This window comes from Candidatus Delongbacteria bacterium (assembly GCA_020634015.1).
In the GTDB taxonomy this organism is placed as follows: domain Bacteria; phylum CAIWAD01; class CAIWAD01; order CAIWAD01; family CAIWAD01; genus JACKCN01.
In genome coordinates, this window is record JACKCN010000002.1 from 563904 (window position 1) to 580912 (window position 17009).

General features: G+C 64.5%; 14 protein-coding genes and 1 tRNA gene. 14 read left to right on the forward strand and 1 reads right to left on the reverse strand.

All coding sequences use genetic code 11. From position 1 onward, the window contains the following. Positions 1–295: 295 nt before the first annotated feature. The 13 genes from xseA to H6678_06435 all read left to right on the forward strand — a co-directional run bounded on the left by xseA (position 296) and on the right by H6678_06435 (position 12370). Entirely contained in the window at positions 296–1723 is a 1428-nt protein-coding gene (xseA, locus tag H6678_06375; protein ID MCB9473419.1) for an exodeoxyribonuclease VII large subunit, read from the forward strand. Then, on the forward strand, positions 1720–2013 hold the full coding sequence (xseB, locus tag H6678_06380; protein ID MCB9473420.1) for an exodeoxyribonuclease VII small subunit: 294 nt from the start codon (positions 1720–1722) through the stop codon (positions 2011–2013). The genes xseA and xseB overlap by 4 nt, the downstream gene beginning before the upstream one ends. After that, the gene (locus H6678_06385) at positions 2010–2909 is read left to right on the forward strand and encodes an NAD(+)/NADH kinase (GenBank protein MCB9473421.1); all 900 of its coding nucleotides are present in this window, start codon (positions 2010–2012) and stop codon (positions 2907–2909) included. Before xseB ends, H6678_06385 begins: the two co-directional genes overlap by 4 nt. Next, positions 2906–3829 carry a signal recognition particle-docking protein FtsY gene (gene ftsY, locus H6678_06390; GenBank protein ID MCB9473422.1) on the forward strand — a complete coding sequence of 308 codons (924 nt, stop codon included), beginning with the start codon at positions 2906–2908 and terminating at the stop codon, positions 3827–3829. Before H6678_06385 ends, ftsY begins: the two co-directional genes overlap by 4 nt. Beyond that, complete coding sequence (gene rimO / locus H6678_06395) at positions 3822–5165, forward strand: 30S ribosomal protein S12 methylthiotransferase RimO (GenBank protein MCB9473423.1); 1344 nt, start codon at positions 3822–3824, stop codon at positions 5163–5165. Before ftsY ends, rimO begins: the two co-directional genes overlap by 8 nt. Positions 5166–5205: 40 nt before the next feature. Further along, positions 5206–6504, forward strand: a complete 1299-nt coding sequence (locus H6678_06400; GenBank protein ID MCB9473424.1) for a GWxTD domain-containing protein — start codon at positions 5206–5208, stop codon at positions 6502–6504. Next, complete coding sequence (locus tag H6678_06405; GenBank protein ID MCB9473425.1) at positions 6504–7475, forward strand: LD-carboxypeptidase; 972 nt, start codon at positions 6504–6506, stop codon at positions 7473–7475. The genes H6678_06400 and H6678_06405 overlap by 1 nt, the downstream gene beginning before the upstream one ends. 67 nt (positions 7476–7542) lie before the next feature. Continuing rightward, positions 7543–8322 (forward strand): triose-phosphate isomerase, encoded by a 780-nt coding sequence (locus tag H6678_06410; GenBank protein MCB9473426.1) that lies wholly within the window; start codon positions 7543–7545, stop codon positions 8320–8322. Positions 8323–8342: 20 nt separating this feature from the next. Further along, positions 8343–8747 carry a preprotein translocase subunit SecG gene (secG, locus tag H6678_06415; protein ID MCB9473427.1) on the forward strand — a complete coding sequence of 135 codons (405 nt, stop codon included), beginning with the start codon at positions 8343–8345 and terminating at the stop codon, positions 8745–8747. A gap of 9 nt (positions 8748–8756) precedes the next feature. Next, positions 8757–8840 (forward strand) — tRNA-Leu (locus H6678_06420). Between the two features lie 133 nt (positions 8841–8973). Next, complete coding sequence (locus H6678_06425; protein MCB9473428.1) at positions 8974–10014, forward strand: tetratricopeptide repeat protein; 1041 nt, start codon at positions 8974–8976, stop codon at positions 10012–10014. A gap of 91 nt (positions 10015–10105) precedes the next feature. Further along, positions 10106–10738 (forward strand): carboxymuconolactone decarboxylase family protein, encoded by a 633-nt coding sequence (locus H6678_06430; GenBank protein MCB9473429.1) that lies wholly within the window; start codon positions 10106–10108, stop codon positions 10736–10738. Between the two features lie 72 nt (positions 10739–10810). Further along, positions 10811–12370, forward strand: a complete 1560-nt coding sequence (locus H6678_06435; GenBank protein MCB9473430.1) for an endonuclease — start codon at positions 10811–10813, stop codon at positions 12368–12370. 245 nt (positions 12371–12615) lie between these two features. Here H6678_06435 and H6678_06440 read toward each other — a convergent pair whose 3' ends face one another. After that, positions 12616–16269, reverse strand: a complete 3654-nt coding sequence (locus H6678_06440; GenBank protein MCB9473431.1) for a right-handed parallel beta-helix repeat-containing protein — start codon at positions 16267–16269, stop codon at positions 12616–12618. A 336-nt stretch (positions 16270–16605) separates the two neighbouring features. On the opposite strand from H6678_06440, the gene H6678_06445 reads away from it, so the two are divergent. After that, positions 16606–16857 carry a hypothetical protein gene (locus tag H6678_06445; GenBank protein ID MCB9473432.1) on the forward strand — a complete coding sequence of 84 codons (252 nt, stop codon included), beginning with the start codon at positions 16606–16608 and terminating at the stop codon, positions 16855–16857. Positions 16858–17009 lie beyond the last annotated feature (152 nt).

Consider the following 17009-nt stretch of genomic DNA (forward strand, 5'->3'; position numbering starts at 1 on the left):
CTGCGGAAAAAAGCGCAAACGTGCCAAGATCGCCACTCACAAGCGCAAGAAGCGGCTTCGCAAGAACCGTCACAAGAAGAAGTAGCATGTGGCTGGCGTGAAGCTCCGGCAAGCCGGAGCCTCACGGAGCAAGGGACTTTCCGAAAGCCCCTGCGACGGATGGTGTCATTGAATGCCACCCGTTCCGGCAGGCTGCCGGCAGCCCCTGGTCGCGCGAAGGGAAGTCTCTGGCTTGCCTGTGGCGCGACCAGGGGTTTTTGTGCTCCCATCGGACATTCACGGCGGAACAATGGTCATGGCTGAATCGGCAGTCCTGAGCGTGGCGGAACTGGCCCAGCGGCTGAGCCTGCACCTGGAACGCGAGTTTCCCGCGGTCTGGGTCCGGGGCGAGCTCTCGGGGTACAAGCGCCATTCTTCGGGACATCACTATTTCACGCTCAAGGACAGCGATGCCCAGTTCAGTGCCGTGCTCTGGCGCAGCCGTGCCGAGCGGCTGAGCTTCCGTCCGGGTGACGGACAGGCGGTTGAAGCGCTGGTCCGCATCGTGTTCTACGGTCCCGGCGGACGACTGCAGCTGGATGTGCAGAACATGCGCCCTTCGGGCCTGGGGAATCTGATGCAGCGATTCCTCGAGCTGAAGGACAAGCTGCGCGCCGAAGGCCTGTTCGACCCGGACCGCAAGAAGCCCCTGCCCAGCTGGCCTCAACACATCGGGCTGTTGACGGCCCGTCGGGGAGCGGCCCTTCAGGACATCCTCAAGGTGCTGCGCCGCCGTCGTCCCGGCCTGACTCTGACCCTGCGTTCCACGCCCGTGCAGGGTGCGGGAGCCGGGGAGGCTCTGGCCGACAATCTGCGCCTCCTGCAGGCCGTGCCAGGACTGGACCTGATCATCCTGGGGCGCGGCGGGGGATCCTTCGAAGACCTTTTCGCCTTCAACTCCGAGACTCTTGCCCGTGTCATCGCGGCTTGCCCGATACCCGTGATCTCGGCGGTCGGGCACGAGGTGGATCTCTCGATCAGCGACATGGTGGCCGATCTGCGGGCGCCCACGCCCTCGGCGGCCGCCGAACTGGCCGTACCCGAAAGCCGCTTGCTGGCCCAACAGCTGGACGGCCTGCGTCGCGAGCTGGGGCGCGGTGTCGCGCGGCGCGTGCGGACTGCCCGCCTCAGGCTGGACGGACTGGCCGGGCATCGCGGACTGGAAAAGCCGCGCCAACGGTTGCTGCAGGCTCGTCGCGCTCTGGATGATGCCATTTCCCGCAGCCTGGCCCTGCTTGAGCGGCGCCTGGCGGCAGCGGGCGACCAGTTGCCCGGCCTGTATCACCGTCTGCGCCAGGTCCTGAAATCCCGGGCCGCCGAGACGGCCCTGCGTCTGCACGGACTGCGGCCCCGGCTGCGCGCGGGATTGGCCCTGCGTACGCAGCACTGGCGACGGGGACCGGACGGGTCCCGTCGGGCCCTGGAACGGGCGCTGGCCCTGCAGCTCGAACGTCGCCGTGAGCGGCTGCAGGCCGTGGGCGCACGCCTTGAACGACTGGAAACGGGACGCCTGCGCGAGTGGGCGCTCAGACTTGGATTTGCTGAATTGCACGGCCCCGATGGACACTGGTTGCGGCGCGCCGTCGACCTGCCCATCGAGGGCGAGCTGGAACTGGTGCTGCGCGACGGGCGACGCCAGGCCCGGCTGGTTCCTCCCACCGAAGCCCAAGGAGACACCGAGTGAGCCCGAAGAAGACCCCGGCACCCGCCACGACGGAATCCTTCGAAAGCGCGCTGGCCCGACTGGAGGACATTGTCCACGAACTGGAAGAGGGCGACATCTCCCTCGAGGAATGCCTGGCCCGCTATCAGGAAGGTCTGCGCCTGCACCGGGTCTGTCAGGAACGCCTGGGGCGGGTGGAGGAAGAACTGGCCCGCCTGCTCGAGGACGACGGCAGTCTCAGTACCTGGAATCCGGATGACGAGGGATCGCAGGACTCCGCCGGTCCCGATTCGGGACTCTTCGGCCAATGATCTTCGGCATCACAGGCAGCGCGCGCTCCCGGGACCTGCGCAGCGTACTTCCCGAGCTGCTGGAGACTCTCGAGCGGCTGGGGCAGCAGGCGGTGCTGGATCACGCCCTGGCCGTGCGCTGCTGGCCCGAGGATCTACCCGAGGATCTGGAACTGGTGGACGCCCGTGAATTGTCGGCCCACTGCGACCTGGTGATTTCGATGGGGGGCGACGGCTCCATGCTCGGCGCTGTACGCCAGATGGTGGTGGACCGCCCCGTGCTCGGTCTGCACATGGGGCGGCTGGGGTACCTGACCGCCCTGGCACCGGAGGAGCTGGAATCCGGCCTGAAGCGAGTGATCGCTGGCCGGGCGATCGAGCAGCCCCGGATGATGCTGCAGATGGAGATCGGCCCGAATCTGGCTGACGCGAGCGCCGGGAAAGTGCGCGTGCGCCGCGATGCGCTCAACGACATCGTGATCCACAGTGCGCGGCCGGCACGCATCCTGCGCCTGCGCACGCGCATCGACCATGTGAATGTGTTCGGCCTGGAAGGCGACGGCCTGATCCACAGCACGCCCACGGGCAGCAGTGCGTACAGCCTGAGCGGAGGAGGACCGATCATGGATCCCTCCATGCAGGCGATCATCCTCACGCCCAGCATGGCCCATTCGATTTCCCACCGGCCCATGGTGATCGGTGCCGAGTCGGTGATCGAGAGCTGGATCGGCACGCCCTCGAGCCCGCTGATCGTCACCGTGGATGGTCAGGAGACCTTCAGGCTCAAACGGTCCGAACATGTGCGTGTCAGGCGCAGTTCACGGATCTGCCGCCTGATCACGCTGGACGAGCAGGGCTTTCTCAAGACCCTGCGCAACAAGTTGAAATGGAACCTGGAAGGGGACGAGCCCGCATGAGCCTGCTTGGAAAATTCTCCAGGGCCCTCAGCCGCACCCGGGAGAACCTGGGGGGGCGCATCCGCCAGCTGGTGGGTCTGGGCCGTGTCATCGACCGGGCCATGCTCGAGGAGCTGGAGGAGATCCTGCTGGCCGCCGACCTGGGAGTCGATACCACCGAGGCCGTGATCCAGCGCCTGCGCGAGGTGGCCCGCAACGATGCCGACACTCCATTGGTGCAGCTGATCGAAGCACAGATCCTGGCCGAAATGAACGCGGGCGCCAGCACCCTGGCTCTGCCCGCCGACGAGGGGCTGCGGGTGGTGCTGGTGGTGGGCGTCAACGGCGCCGGCAAGACCACCACCATCGGCAAGCTGGCCCACCGCTGGGGCCAGGAAGGCCGCAAGGTGCTGATCGCCGCCGCCGACACCTTCCGCGCCGCAGCCATCGAGCAGCTGGAAACCTGGGCCCGGCGCTCGGGAGCCCAGTTCGTCTCCAGTGTCCCCGGGGCCGATCCCGCCAGCGTGGCCTTCGATGGGCTGTCCGCGGCCCGGGCACGCGGTTGTGACACACTGCTGGTCGATACCGCCGGACGCCTGCAGAACAAACGCAACCTGATGCAGGAACTGGAAAAGATGAGCCGGGTACTCTCCCGCCAGTTGCCCGGTGCGCCCCATGAAGTATTGCTGGTCCTGGATGGCACCACCGGCCAGAACGCACTGTCCCAGGCCCGCCTCTTCACCGATGCCACGGGAGTGAACGGTCTGGTGATCACCAAACTGGACGGTACCGCCCGCGGGGGCATTGCCCTGGCGATCCACCGCGAACTGGGCATTCCGGTGCGCTGGGTGGGAGTGGGCGAAGGCCTGGACGATCTGCAACCATTCGACGCCGGGGCCTACGCCCGTGCTCTCTTTGAGGAACTGGAACTCGATGCCTGACAACCAGACCAAGTCCCCGCTGCCATCGATCTACGTGCACACGGTGGGCTGCGCCAAGAACCTGGTCGACAGCGAGATGCTGCTGGGCCTGATGAAGGGCAAGGCACGCCTCGTGGAGTCCGGCGAGGACGCCTCGTTGATCGTGGTCAACACGTGCGGATTCATCGACGAGGCCAAGGCCGAGAGCATTGACGCGGTCATGGAAGCCGTGCAGCTCAAGGCCGATGACCCCGCTCGCCGCGTCTACGTGATGGGCTGCCTGAGCCAGCGCTACCGCGAGCAGATCCAGTCGGAGATTCCCGAGCTGGACGGGGTCTACGGCATCGGCGAGTTCAAGGCCATCCTGCGCGACACGGGCCTGGACGGTTCCACGCCCCTGCCCGCCGAGCTGGAGATCTTCGAGCGCCGCGAGCTGCTCAGTCCCGGACACAGCGCCTACCTGCGGATCTCCGATGGCTGCAACCAGCACTGCACCTATTGCAGCATTCCCTCAATGCGCGGCCGGATGGTGTCGCGGCCCCTGGACGATGTGGTGCACGAAGCCTTCAGCCTGGCGCGCCGCGGCGTGCAGGAGCTGAATGTGATCGCCCAGGAGATTTCCTCCTACGGCGAAGATCTGGGCACCAACCGCATCTGCGAGCTGTTGCGGCGATTGAACGATGTGCCCGTGCCCTGGATTCGCCTGCTCTACAGCCATCCGCCCAAGGTGGACCGGGCCTTCGGCGAAACCATCGCCGCCTGCGACCGGATTCTGCCCTGGCTGGATTTTCCGGTGGAACACGTCTCGGGCGAGATGCTGAAGAAAATGGCCCGCCGGGGCGACGCCGCCAGCCTGAAGGCCACCATGCGCATGCTGCGTGAGCTGAACCCGGGCATGGTGATCCGCACCTCGATCATCGTGGGCTTCCCGGGCGAGCAGGAACGCCATGTTCAGGAGCTGCTGGAATTCATGGAGGACTGCCCCTTCGATCGGCTGGGCGTCTTCTGTTATTCGCCCGAAGAAAACACGCCCAGTATCAACTGGCCCGACCAGGTGCCCCGTGAACTGGCCGAAGAGCGCAAGGCCCGCGTGATGGAAAAGCAGATGGAGCTCAGCCTGGCGGCCAATCAGGCTCTTGTGGGCAGCGTGGAACGCATCCTGATCGATGAGGTGGATCCCGCGAGCGGCATCAGCGAAGGCCGCACCTGGCGGGATGCGCTGGAGATTGACAACACGGTGGAGCTGCGGGGCGTGCGCCAACCGGGCACCTTCGTCGACTGCCGCATCGTGGACGCCTCGGAGTATGACCTGATCGCCGAGCTTCTGCCCACCGAGGGCAAGGGCGCACGCGGCTGAGCAGCCGGGCCAGGCCCCCGTGCCGGCCCAGGAGAAGACCATGTTTCGTTTTCTGAGTGCCATCCTGATGCTGAGTGCCCTGCTGGCCTGGCCCGTTTTCGCCCAGGTCGGGCCGGGCATGCCGGAGTGGTTGCCCGAGGTCCAGGTGGACATCGCGGACCACTTCACCGACGGCAATTCGATTCCCGAAGTGGTCTTCACCTGCCTGATCCGCAGTTCGGACCTGCAGTTCCGGCGCACGGGCGATGGTCCCGCCATGCTCAAGGCCGACCGCGATCGTGACGGCAACACGCCCGTGTACAGCGCGCTCTATGAAATCAGCCTGGAGATCTTCCAGGACGAACGTCCCGTGGTCAGCCGCTACGGCCGCTGGCACGCCGGTGCCGAAGCCTACCGCGAGACCAATCGACGCGACGACCTGCGCTGGCACCGCTTCGAGATGGATCTGGAGCCGGGTGAGTATCACTGGTGGGTGGAATTCCAGGACCTCAACACCCGCCGCAGCCGCCGTCTGGAGGGCAACTTCACCGTGGATTCCCCCCCGGACGGCTGGAACCTGAGCCGTCTCTGGCGCAGTGTCCAGGCCGATTCCACCACCGCCTCGCCCCTGGATCTGGAACCCATCGGCCCCGACGAGCTGGACGAGGAGCACAACCAGTTTTCCGTGTACTATCAGGTGCTGACCGACCGGGATCGCACACTGACCCTGGATTCGCGCATCGAAGACCGCCGCGGCAAGGCACGCCACGAGAAGTCCGTGCAGCGTAGCTACGGCTCGGGCGTGTCGCACAACCAGTTCCGGATTCCACTGGACAAGCTGGGTGCGGGCGAGTATCGGCTGGTGCTCTCGCTGTCCGATTCGACCCACACGCTCACCCGCAGCGTGGATTTCAACGTGCGCTGGCGCAACGTGCCCCAGACCGTGGATGACCTGGAGAGCGCGATCGCCCAGCTGCGCTACATCGCGCCGCGCAAGGAACTCAAGCTGATCCAGAACGCGCGGCCGCCACACAACCAGACCCTCTTCGACCGCTTCTGGCAACGCTACGATCCCGACCCCGAGAGCGAGGAGAACGAGCTCAAGCGCGAGTATTACGAGCGGGTGGGAATCAGCAACAACAGCTTCTCCTGGGCCCGCTTTCCGGGCTGGAAGAGCGATCGCGGGAGGGTTTACATCCTCTACGGCGAGCCCAGCGTGCGCGAGCGTTTCGAGAGCACTTTCGACCAGCCGGCCCTCGAGCGCTGGGTGTACCACGAGTCGGACCGCAGTTTCGTCTTCGTGGATGAATACGGCTTCGGCGAGTTCCGCCTGGTCCCCGATGCCCAGCTGTCCCACTGATGCGGACGCTTCGCCTGCCCCGCCACCCGCATGGCACTCCTCCCCGCGTGGGCCTCGTGGCACCCGCGGGGCCCGTGAAGGCCGAGGCGCTTGACGCCGGAGTCCGCTGGTTGCGCGAGCAAGGGTTCGAGGTGTGGCTCTCGCCCGGGATTCTGGATGTGCATGGCCACCTGGCTGGCCGGGATGAGTCGCGCGCCGCACATCTGCAGACAGCCCTCTGTGATCCGCGGCTGGACATCGTGATGGCCGCCCGGGGTGGATTTGGTTGTGCACGCCTGCTGCGTCACCTGGACTTCGAGGCCATCGGTGAGCGCGCACCCCTGCTGGTTGGCTACAGCGACCTGACCGCCCTGCAACTGGCACTGTTGGCACGTTGCGGTCTGGGCAGCCTGCACGCTCCCATGGCTGCCAGCGAGCTGGGCGCGGGACTGGATGAGTCCAGTGCGCAGTCATTGCGGCCCTTCCTCCAGCACGGATTCGTGGCTGCCGCGCGTCAGGAGATTCCACTGGACGACCTGCGCACGCGCGTCCCGGGAAACGCGACCGGATTCATCGCGGGCGGAAATCTGAGCGTACTGACCAGTCTGGTGGGCACCCCCTGGTTTCCCGACCTGCGCGCGGCGATCCTGTTCCTTGAAGATTACGGGGAATATCCCTTCCGCGTGGATCGCCACCTCTGCCAGCTGCGCAATGCCGGAGTCCTCGAGGGGCTTGCGGGGGTGGTGCTGGGGCATTTTCCCGAGTGCGACGAGCCCGATCGTGAAAAGTCAACTTTCAGCCTGAACCAGCTCTTCGAGCAGTACCTTGATGGCCTTGGTATCCCGGTGCTTCAAGGGCTGAACTTCGGACACAGGGCCCCGCGCCTGTCCCTGCCCATCGGGGGCACGGCCCGCATCGATGGGGCTGGCGGAGTCCTGGTCCTGGAACCGGAAACTGACGGATACCTTGCATCTGCGGACAGAATCCGCTAACATCCGTGCTCATTTTTGTCCCGGATTCCGCCCACGTCGGGCAACGGACCAGGACCTGGAGGAAACCATGCGCCGACCGCTGATCGCCGGCAACTGGAAAATGCACATGCCCAACGCTGAAGCGGTCACTCTGGCACGCCAGCTTCGGGCTCGCCTGCGTGGACTGTCGCACTGCGAGGTGCTGGTCTGCCCTCCGTTCACGGCCCTCACGGCCGTGGCGGAGATTCTGACCGACACCGAGATCGCCCTGGGCGCGCAGAACCTCCACGATCGTCGCAGTGGAGCCTTCACGGGCGAGATCAGCGGCGACATGATCCGCAGCACGGGGGCATCCTGGGTCCTGATCGGCCACAGCGAGCGTCGCCAGTTCTTCGGAGACACGGACGAATGGGTGGCCCGCAAGCTGCTGGCAGCCCTTGAGAGTGGGCTGAATCCCATCGTTTGCGTGGGTGAAAGCCTCGAAGAGCGGGATGGAGGCAAGCTGGAGAGCGTGATCCAGCGTCAGGTGCATCAAGCGCTCGAAACCCTGAGTGACGACCTGCTGGCCCGCGTGACTCTGGCCTACGAGCCGGTATGGGCCATCGGCACGGGCCGTGTCGCCAGCCCCGAGCAGGCCCAGGAAGTGCACGCCCTGATTCGCGGGCTGCTGTCCCGCGTCGGCAACAGCCGAGTGGCCGACAGCGTGCGCATCCTCTATGGCGGCAGCGTGAAAGCCGACAATGCGGCGTCGCTGCTGAGTCAGCCCGACATCGACGGTGCCCTGGTCGGCGGAGCCAGTCTCGAGGTCGAAAGCTTCAAGGGCATCGTGGACGCCCTGCAGCCATCGTCAACAAGCTCCTTCCAGTAATCTGAATCGCGGAGAGTCCCATGCTGTATTCGATCGTATTCGTCCTGGCCGTCCTGGTGGCCGGATTGCTGATGGTGGTCATCCTCATGCAGTCCAGCAAGGGCGACGGACTCTCCAGTGCCTTCGGTGGCGGTGGCGGCGCGGTCAATGCGGCTTTCAGCACTCGCCAGGCCACCAACGCCCTGCACAAGGTCACGATCAATCTGGTCGCCGCCTTCATGGTGCTCAGCCTGCTGGCCACCGTGCTCTCGCGCGCTCCGCGTGAAGGCACTTCCGTGGTCACCCGCGAAGCCCTGGAGCAGAAGCGTCTGGAAACAGGCTTCAGCGAAAGCATCCCCACCCTGGAACTGCCCGTGACCGGTGATCCTGCTCCCGCAGAGACCGCACCCGCTGGCGATTCCGGCGACAAGGAATCCGACAACTAGCATTCGTTTGCCCGAGTGGTGAAATTGGTAGACACGCCATCTTGAGGGGGTGGTGTCCTAACGGACGTAGCGGTTCAAGTCCGCTCTCGGGCATGACCCCGTCGGCACCGGGAACCGACGGGGTTTTTTGCAGGTTTGAACGGGAAGTCATCCGGACCGTTCGATCCCGGTGACCTGCCATGGTGCATCCGCAACGGATGTTGCCTTCCAGAGAGGAGAATTCAGCGTGCGAATCCACACCTCCCCCTTGCGAACGACCATTCTGACGATTCTGACCAGCTTCCTGCTGTCGCTTGGTGTCCAGGCCCAGACCCCCGCCATTGATGCCAAGAAGGCCGAGTTGGACAAGGTCGTCAAGGAAATGGGCACCGCGGCCAACAAGGACGAATACGACAAGCTGCTGGTCCGTTACAATGCGCTCAACTCGGAGATCCGCACCCTGATGGCCAATCAGGGCTCGGCCAACGACAAGGACAAGGCCTGCAAGGTCAGCATCAACAGCGCCAATGAGTCACTGCGCAACAAGGACTACTCAGCTGCCCGGACCCATGCCCAGAAGGCGATCGAGCTCTGCCCCGACAATCCCAAGGCGTTCTATGCCCTGGGCCTGGCCGAGAGCCGTCTCGGCGAAACGGGTGCCTCGATCTCGGCTTTCCGCAAGACCACGGAGCTGGATCCCAGCTACGCCCGGGCCTGGTTCAGTCTGGGTCAGGCCTACGTGGATGCGGGCAAGCGCAGCGAGGCCGTGGCGGCCTTCACCCGTGCCGGCACCGAGGATTCCAGCTACGCCAAGGCCTGGTACGAGCTGGGCAACCTGTATTACAACACCAAGGAGCTGGAATCGGCTCTCGAGAACTACCGCAAGGCCACCCAGGCCGACGATACCTATTATCTGGCCTGGGAAGGGCTGGGGCGCACCTACATCGACCTGCACCGTTGCCAGGAGGCGATCGGTGCTCTGGAGAACGGCCTGCGCGACAAGGGCAACAAGGAAATCGCCGCGGCCTGGTTCTACCTGGCCACCGCCTACAACCAGTGCGAGCAGTTCGAGCAGGCCATCTCGGCCAGTGACCAGTGCCTGGCGAACATCGATCGGCTGGGGGCCCGCAAGAAGTTCGTGCGCGGGGGAGTGCATCTGGAGAAGGGTCTGGCCCTGGAGCACAAGGGTGACATTGCCGGAGCCCGCTCCCAGCTGACCCTGGCCGCCGAGGAGCGCGATTGGCGTGATCGGGCCAACTGGGAACTGGACCGCATCAAGAACAACTGAGCGCCCGTTTCCGTTCGGGAGCCAGTCCCGGAACTGACAGAGTCACACGGCGCGTACCTTCGGGTGCGCGTCGTTTGCATTGGGGGTGACCATGGGGAGCGAGCTCACCGAAAGGCTGGAACCGGGCACCCTGCTCGAGCTGGTTCGTTGCAGCCTGGAGCTGCAGGCCGGACACCTTGAGTCCGCCGCCGTGACCCTGAGAGCGCTGGTTCACCGGGGAACCAATCCCCGGGCTCTCAGGGAATGGGCGCTGCAGTTGCTCATCTTCGACGGCTACCCGACCACCATCGAAGCACTGCGTCTGTTGATGGAGGCTCTGCCTCCGGAGCTTGCCCTTGAACTGGCGCACGAAGACCTGGAATCCCCGGATGCCGACACCCGGCGCGGGGAAGAGCTCTTTGCCAGGGTCTACGGCCCGCACGCCCCGATCGTGAAGGCGGCCCTGGGCGCGCGCAGCACGCTCCTGCTGCGCTGGATCCTTGAGCACGGTTATGGGCGCGTGCTGTCCCGTCCCGATCTGGCTGCCGCGGACCGGGAGCTGCTGGCGGTATGCATCCTGGCCCGCAAGGGCTGGCGCCAGCAACTGCGCGCCCATCTGCGCGGTGCTCATTCCTGCGGGGCTCGCCGTGACGAGCTTGAACAGGTGCTTGGGGTCGCCTGCAGCGACACGGGCCTGCTCGATGAGTCATTGAAGCTGGTGGAGAGAATCTGCAAAGCTGAATGAGACTCTCGCAAGCTTTGCTTGCAGTCCTCATCCGCGTTCTTTACTGTCTGCGATGTCAAAAACGGAGGTCCTGTGGGACAGCACGCACGGTTCACTCGATTGTCCCTGGGAGTTCTGCTCGCCCTGGGTACCGCCCCTTCCGCCCTCGCCGATCTGGCCTGGAATCCCACCAGTCTGAATCTGGGCACCCGCGCCACGGACCAGGTTCACTCGGGCAGCCTCTGGCTGCGCAATACCGGGGATGAACCGGTGCTCGTGCAGGATCTGGTCTCCAGTGTGCCCGGAATGGCACTGTCGCCCGCCTCGGCCCTGCTGGCCCCGGGCGACAGCATTCAGGTGGGCTGGCAGTTCCAGCCCGTGCAGAACATGCCCTATGCGGGCGCCCTGGTCGCGTCGAGCAGCGGGGATGCGGCCGCTTGCGCGATGAGCGCTGCCGGCGACTGGCCGGGCACGATCTGGGATTCGACCTATGGGCTGACGGGCGAGGCACTGAAAAGCCAGTTGTACACCCTCGAGCGCGTGCATACCGAGCTGTCCTACGACGCGGCCCGAGCGCTGATGTTCGGCACCATCGACAATGTGGGAGGATGGGTCGAAGGTGTGTACACCGGTTTCCTGGTGCAGACCTCGGGCATTCCTGATCCCAACGTCATGAACACCGAACACAGCTGGCCCCAGAGCATGTTCGATGGGCGCGACAGCATTCGCACCGATCTGCATCATCTCTTTCCGTCCAAGTCCACCATCAATTCCAGTCGCGGCAACCTGCCCTTCGGGATGGTGGTCAACTCGTCCAGCGGCTTTCCCCAGTTTGGCTGCGATCGTGGCACCGACTCCAACGGTGTGACGGTCTTCGAACCCCGTGACCAGCACAAGGGCGATGTGGCGCGCGCCATGTTCTATGCATCCATCCACTACAGCAACCCAATGGGCTTTCTGGATTACATGGAACCCACGCTGCGCGCCTGGAGCCTCCAGGATCCCGTGAGCACCAAGGAAAGCAGCCGCAACACGGCCATCCAGTCCGCTCAGGGCAATCGCAATCCCTTCGTGGACCATCCCGAACTGCTGGACCGCATGGCCAGCATCAGCGGCAATGCCAACCTGCCGTCCCAGCCTGCCCTGGCCGTCTGGCCGCCCGCGGGGCTGGACCTGGGCGCCGGTGACTCCGGTCTGCTCAATGGTCACCTGGTTCTGGTGAATTCGGGCAACACCACCCTGCATCCCTCGGGCCAGCAGGTGAGCCCCGCCGGCTTCAGTGTGAGCGGTCTGCCGACCAGCCTGGCTCCCGGACAGAGCGTCAGCCTGAATGTGATCGCCGATGGCGCCGTGCCCGGCGAGTACAGTTCCATCCTGTCCTTCAATACCGAAGCCGGGTCGGTGGCGTTGCCCCTGCAGGCCACCGTGGGGGCGGCCGTGGTGCTGCCGGCTCCCGTGCTGCATATCGCACGGGTCAGCAGTTTCATTTCGCTGAGCTGGGCGGCCGTGGAAGGTGCCGGTCAGTACCGGGTGGAACGCCAGTCGCCCGGTCAGGCCTGGATCACGGTGGGCACCTCCAGTCAGCCGGGTTACGCCGAACTGATGCCCGCCAATCCGTCCCAGCGCCTCTACCGGGTCATTGCCCTGCCCTGATCGGAGGATCACGCGACCGACTGTCAATGGGGCCATTCACTGGTGCGTGAATGGCCCCATTTCCTTTGACCGGAGTCGGGCCGGAGAAGGGAGACCCGCGCTGCGGGAGGCAGAGCGTCTCACTGAGTCCGCTGGGCCAGCCTGCACGGTGACAGAATCCCGCAGACCGGGGTGTCCTGCGTCAAAAGAAATGGGGCTGGATCCCCGAAGGAAATCCAGCCCCGAGAGACCGAAGCTGAAGGTCTCTACTCAAGAATCGCGGTGATCCGATAGCAGTGCAGGTCGGAGGGGCGCGGCGCCATCCACTGCGTGCCCATGTACACTCCGCTGGTATCTTCGGTGAATGTACCCCACGGGGTGGCGCTGCTGTAGACGATGTAGCCGGACGCACCCGCCACGGGCAACCATTCCAGCGTGACCACGTCATTCACCGCCGTGATGCTGGTGATCACGGGCGCGCAGCCGTTGGTGTTGAAGCCGCTGAAGTCCACGGCACCCAGGGTCTGAACCTCGTCGTCATCGAAGATCATGGCGTCGATGCTGCTTTCGTCCGCGCTGCCCCAGAAATTGCCACAGGCTTCGATCGGGTTGCTGGTATTGTTGTACAGCGCGTAGCCCTGATTGGCGAGGATGCAGTTGCCGCCTCCGTTTCCTGAACAGGAACCAAGATTCGCCGTGTTTCCATTGTGGAAAATGCCATTGCCCAGGTTGGCCGCGATGAGGCTGCCGCCCAGCGAGAAGCTGCAGTAGTCGGCACGCAGACCGTGGCTGGCGCTGAAGAGCAGACGCGACTCGTTGATGTTCAGTGCATCGCAGTACTGGGCTTGCAGTGCCGATTGCCCATTGCCGGCAAAATCGATGTAGCACCAGTTCAGATTGCCGATGCCATCATTGCTGGAATAGCCATTGAGTGTCACGCCCTTCCAGTCTCCGGGCATGGGATTGATCGCGCCGTCGCCACCCGTATCGCCGCCCACGCTGTCGTCCTGCAGCGAGGTGAGATGCACGGGGGCTGAGGCCTGACCGCTTGCATTCAACGTGCCAAAGACATAGAACTGGCCGGTGAGCTGGCTCTTGCAGACAAGACCCGGGGCAAGGTTCAGACTGACACCGGCGTCCACGGTCACCGTGCCGGTCAGGATGAACGGGAAGCTGGCGTCCGGGTTCTGCCAGGTCCGGTCGTTGTGGACGGTGCCCCTCAGGCCCAGACCGTTCACCCCGTTGCCCACCCCGGTGTTGCCACTGTAATCCGTCAGGGTGGCTGCATCCAGCCAGACTCCCCAGGAGGTGTTGTGCTCGAAATGGTTGTCCAGCAGATCGCAGGCGGACCCTGTGGCCGTCAGACCGCTGGCCAGATTGTACTCGCTGAGACAGCGGGTGAATGCGGGAGAACAGTATTCCACGCTGATTCCATTGGAACTGCACTGACCGATGGTGCAGTCCTCAAAGGTCGCCGTGTCGCAGTACTGCAGGCGCAGGCCCGCCTGACCGCCCGTTGCGCCACCCGCATGTCGGATCACGGTATGATCCAGATCGGCGATGCCGTCGCTGCTCGAGTATCCGTAACAGGTCACTCCCAGCCAGTCACCCGGACTGCCGCTGCTGGGACCGTCCCCGTTGGTGTCACCGCCCTGACTGTCGTCCCGGAAGGAGACGAGCTGCACGGGGGCTTCGGGAGTTCCCGGGCAGATCAGGCTGCCATACACCAACAACTGGCCGTTGCTCATGCATTTGAGCAGAGTGCCTGCCGGCAGGGTCAGGCTGGCGTCGTCGTTCACGAGGGTGCTGCCCGTGAGCACGAAGGGAAAGCTTGGTGAAACTTCGTTCCAGATCCGGTTTGCGGAGACCGTGCCGCTCAGTCCGAAGCCATTGATGCCATTGCCGGTGCCCATGTTGCCACTGTAGTCCAGCAGTGTCACGGAACTCAGCAAGGCGCCCCAGCCCGTGTTGCCATCGAAGGTGTTGTCCGTCAGCTGGGTGGCCGTGGAGTTGCCGGCATACAGACCGTGGCCCCGATTGTCGTTGAACAGGCAGCGCTCGAACACAGGACTGCAGTACTCGACGACCGAACCACTGGAGCTGCAGGACTGGAACGTGCAGTCGTCCAGCTGGGCCCAGTCGCAGTAGGACAGGTACAGCCCCCCCTGACTGCCGCTGCTGCCACCGCCATGCTGGATGATCGTCCAGTCCAGATCGGCGATGCCGTCGAAGTACGTATAGCCGTAGCATTTCACGCCCAGCCAGTCACCGGGGCTGCCGCTGCTGGGGCCGTCTCCGTTCGTGTCCCCGCCGAATGCGTCTTCCTTGAGCGACACCAGACGCACCGGATCCATTTCGGTGCCCGGGCAGATGAGACTGCCATTGACCAACAGCATTGCATGGTCCGCACCCTTCACCAGGGTGCCCGCCGGCAGGGTGAGACTGACATCGTCGTTGACCACCACGGTGCCCGTGAGCACGAAGGGAAAGCCCGGATCCGGCTGGTTCCAGACACGGTCGGATGTCACGGTCCCGTTCAGGGCCAGACCATTCATCCCGTTGCCCGTTCCCGTGTTGCCGTTGTAGTCCGTCAGTGTGGAACTGACCAGCTGGGCCCCCCAGCCACCGTTCTGGTTGAAATGGTTGTCGGTCAGCACCGTGGGCCCGTTGCCATGGCCGTCCAGACCATGGCCCAGATTCTGTTCCAGCAGGCAGTCCACCAGCACGGGGCTGCAGTATTCCATCACGATGCCACTGGCACTGCATTGACCGATGGTGCAATGGCTGAGCTGGGTGTCGTCACTGTAACTGGCGAACACACCGCCCGTGCTGCCCGTCGTACCGCCCGCGTGCCGGATCACGGTCCAGTCCAGAGCGAGGATTCCGTTGGCGCCGGAATACCCGTAGCCCTTGATGCCAAGCCAGTCACCGGGAAATCCCTGACTGGGCCCATCGCCATTGGTGTCGCCGCCCTGGCTGTCATCCTTGAGCGAGACGAATTGCACTTCATTGCCCGATGATCCCGTGCAGTACAGGTTGCCATTCACCAGCAGCAGTGCCTGGTCCGCGGCTTTCACCAGGGTGCCCGCAGGCAGGGTCAGGCTGACCTCGTCGACGATGTTCACGGTTCCAACGAGAATGAATGGGAAGCTGGGGTCGGCCTGGGTCCAGGTGGCCGAGGTGTTCAGCGTGCCATTCAACAACCCCAGCCCGTTGAATCCATTGGCCGAGCCGGTATTGCCGCTGTACGCCGTCAGGCTGGCGGAAGCCAGAACGACGGCCCAGCCACCGTTGTTGGTGAAGGTGTTGTTCACCAGTTCCGGGGCCCCACCCCCTGACGTCATGCCTCCGCTCGTGTTGGCATCCAGCAGGCAGCCGCTCAGAACGGGGGAGCAGTTCAGACTGTTGATGCCCCATTGGCCGCTCTGGGCCACCACGGTGGTTTCCAGCAAGGCGCTGTCGCTGTAGTACAGGTATACGGCAGAACTGCCTTCCGCTTCGGCGCTGCCACCGTACAGCACCTTGCCGTGCTGCATCGAGATGATGCCGTCGTAGCCCGAGTAGCCGTAGCAGTACAGACCTTTCCAGTCGCCGGACATGGGTGAGCCTGTGGAGCCATCGATGGTTTCGCCCGTGAAATCGTCATTCGAACTGGTCAGGACGACCGGCTGATCCGACAGCCCCGGTGCATTCAGGGTGCCGTACACAAGCAGCTGGGTTCCCGGGCTGAACTTCAGTACGGCACCGGGGTCCAGATTGAGGGTCGTTTCATCGTCCACCTGCAGGTTGCCCACAACATGGTAGGTCCCGGCACCCCAGGTCTGACCGGATACATTGCCGCTGACAATCGTGTAGGCCCGTGCTTCGGGCAGCAGGGCCAGGCCCAGCAGGAGGGCGGGCCAGTACAGGAAGCGTTGCATGGTCGTCGTTCTCCATGTTGCTGGGCGGGAAGGCATGAACATCGGCCCGGCCAGAAAAATTCTTGGTGTGCAAGGTGCTGCGAAGGGCAGAATGTGAATCAGCCATGAAATTCTTGTCAAAACTTGCAAGTTTCATGCCCCTTGCCCGATTCGGCTTGCGCAGCAATGTTCTGATGCCAACAGATTGATTTTCTGAAAGATGAATTCGGCCATCCCGCGTCCTGATTCCGGCGAACCGCCCGAAATCGTACAAGGGAACAGGATGCGGCCTCTGCCGCTCCAGCCCGCGAATCCTGTCGTGCGCCGTCCCCCGAACAGAGGTCACAAGCCGGGAGCGTGGCGCTGGCGTTGTCGGCCACCGTCGGCCAGGCCGTGGTGCTGCCGGCTCCCGTGCTGCATATCGCACGGGTCAGCAGTTTCGTTTCGCTGAGCTGGGCGGCCGTGGAAGGTGCCGGTCAGTACCGGGTGGAACGCCAGTCTCCCGGTCAGGCCTGGATCACGGTGGGCAGTTCCAGCCAGCCGGGTTTTGCCGACCTGATGCCTGCCGCCCCGTCGCAGCGGCATTGCCGGGTGATTGCCCTGCCCTGATCCGCCTCACTGCACCGACAGTCCATGGGGCCGTTCACTCCCAAGGGTGAACGGCCCCATTTTCCGTTCAGGATCCTGTGGCTGACGCCGCAGGGCTGGTGGCGCGACACGCCGGAAACGGCTCGTCCCTGCCGCCTGACATCCTGTTGGGC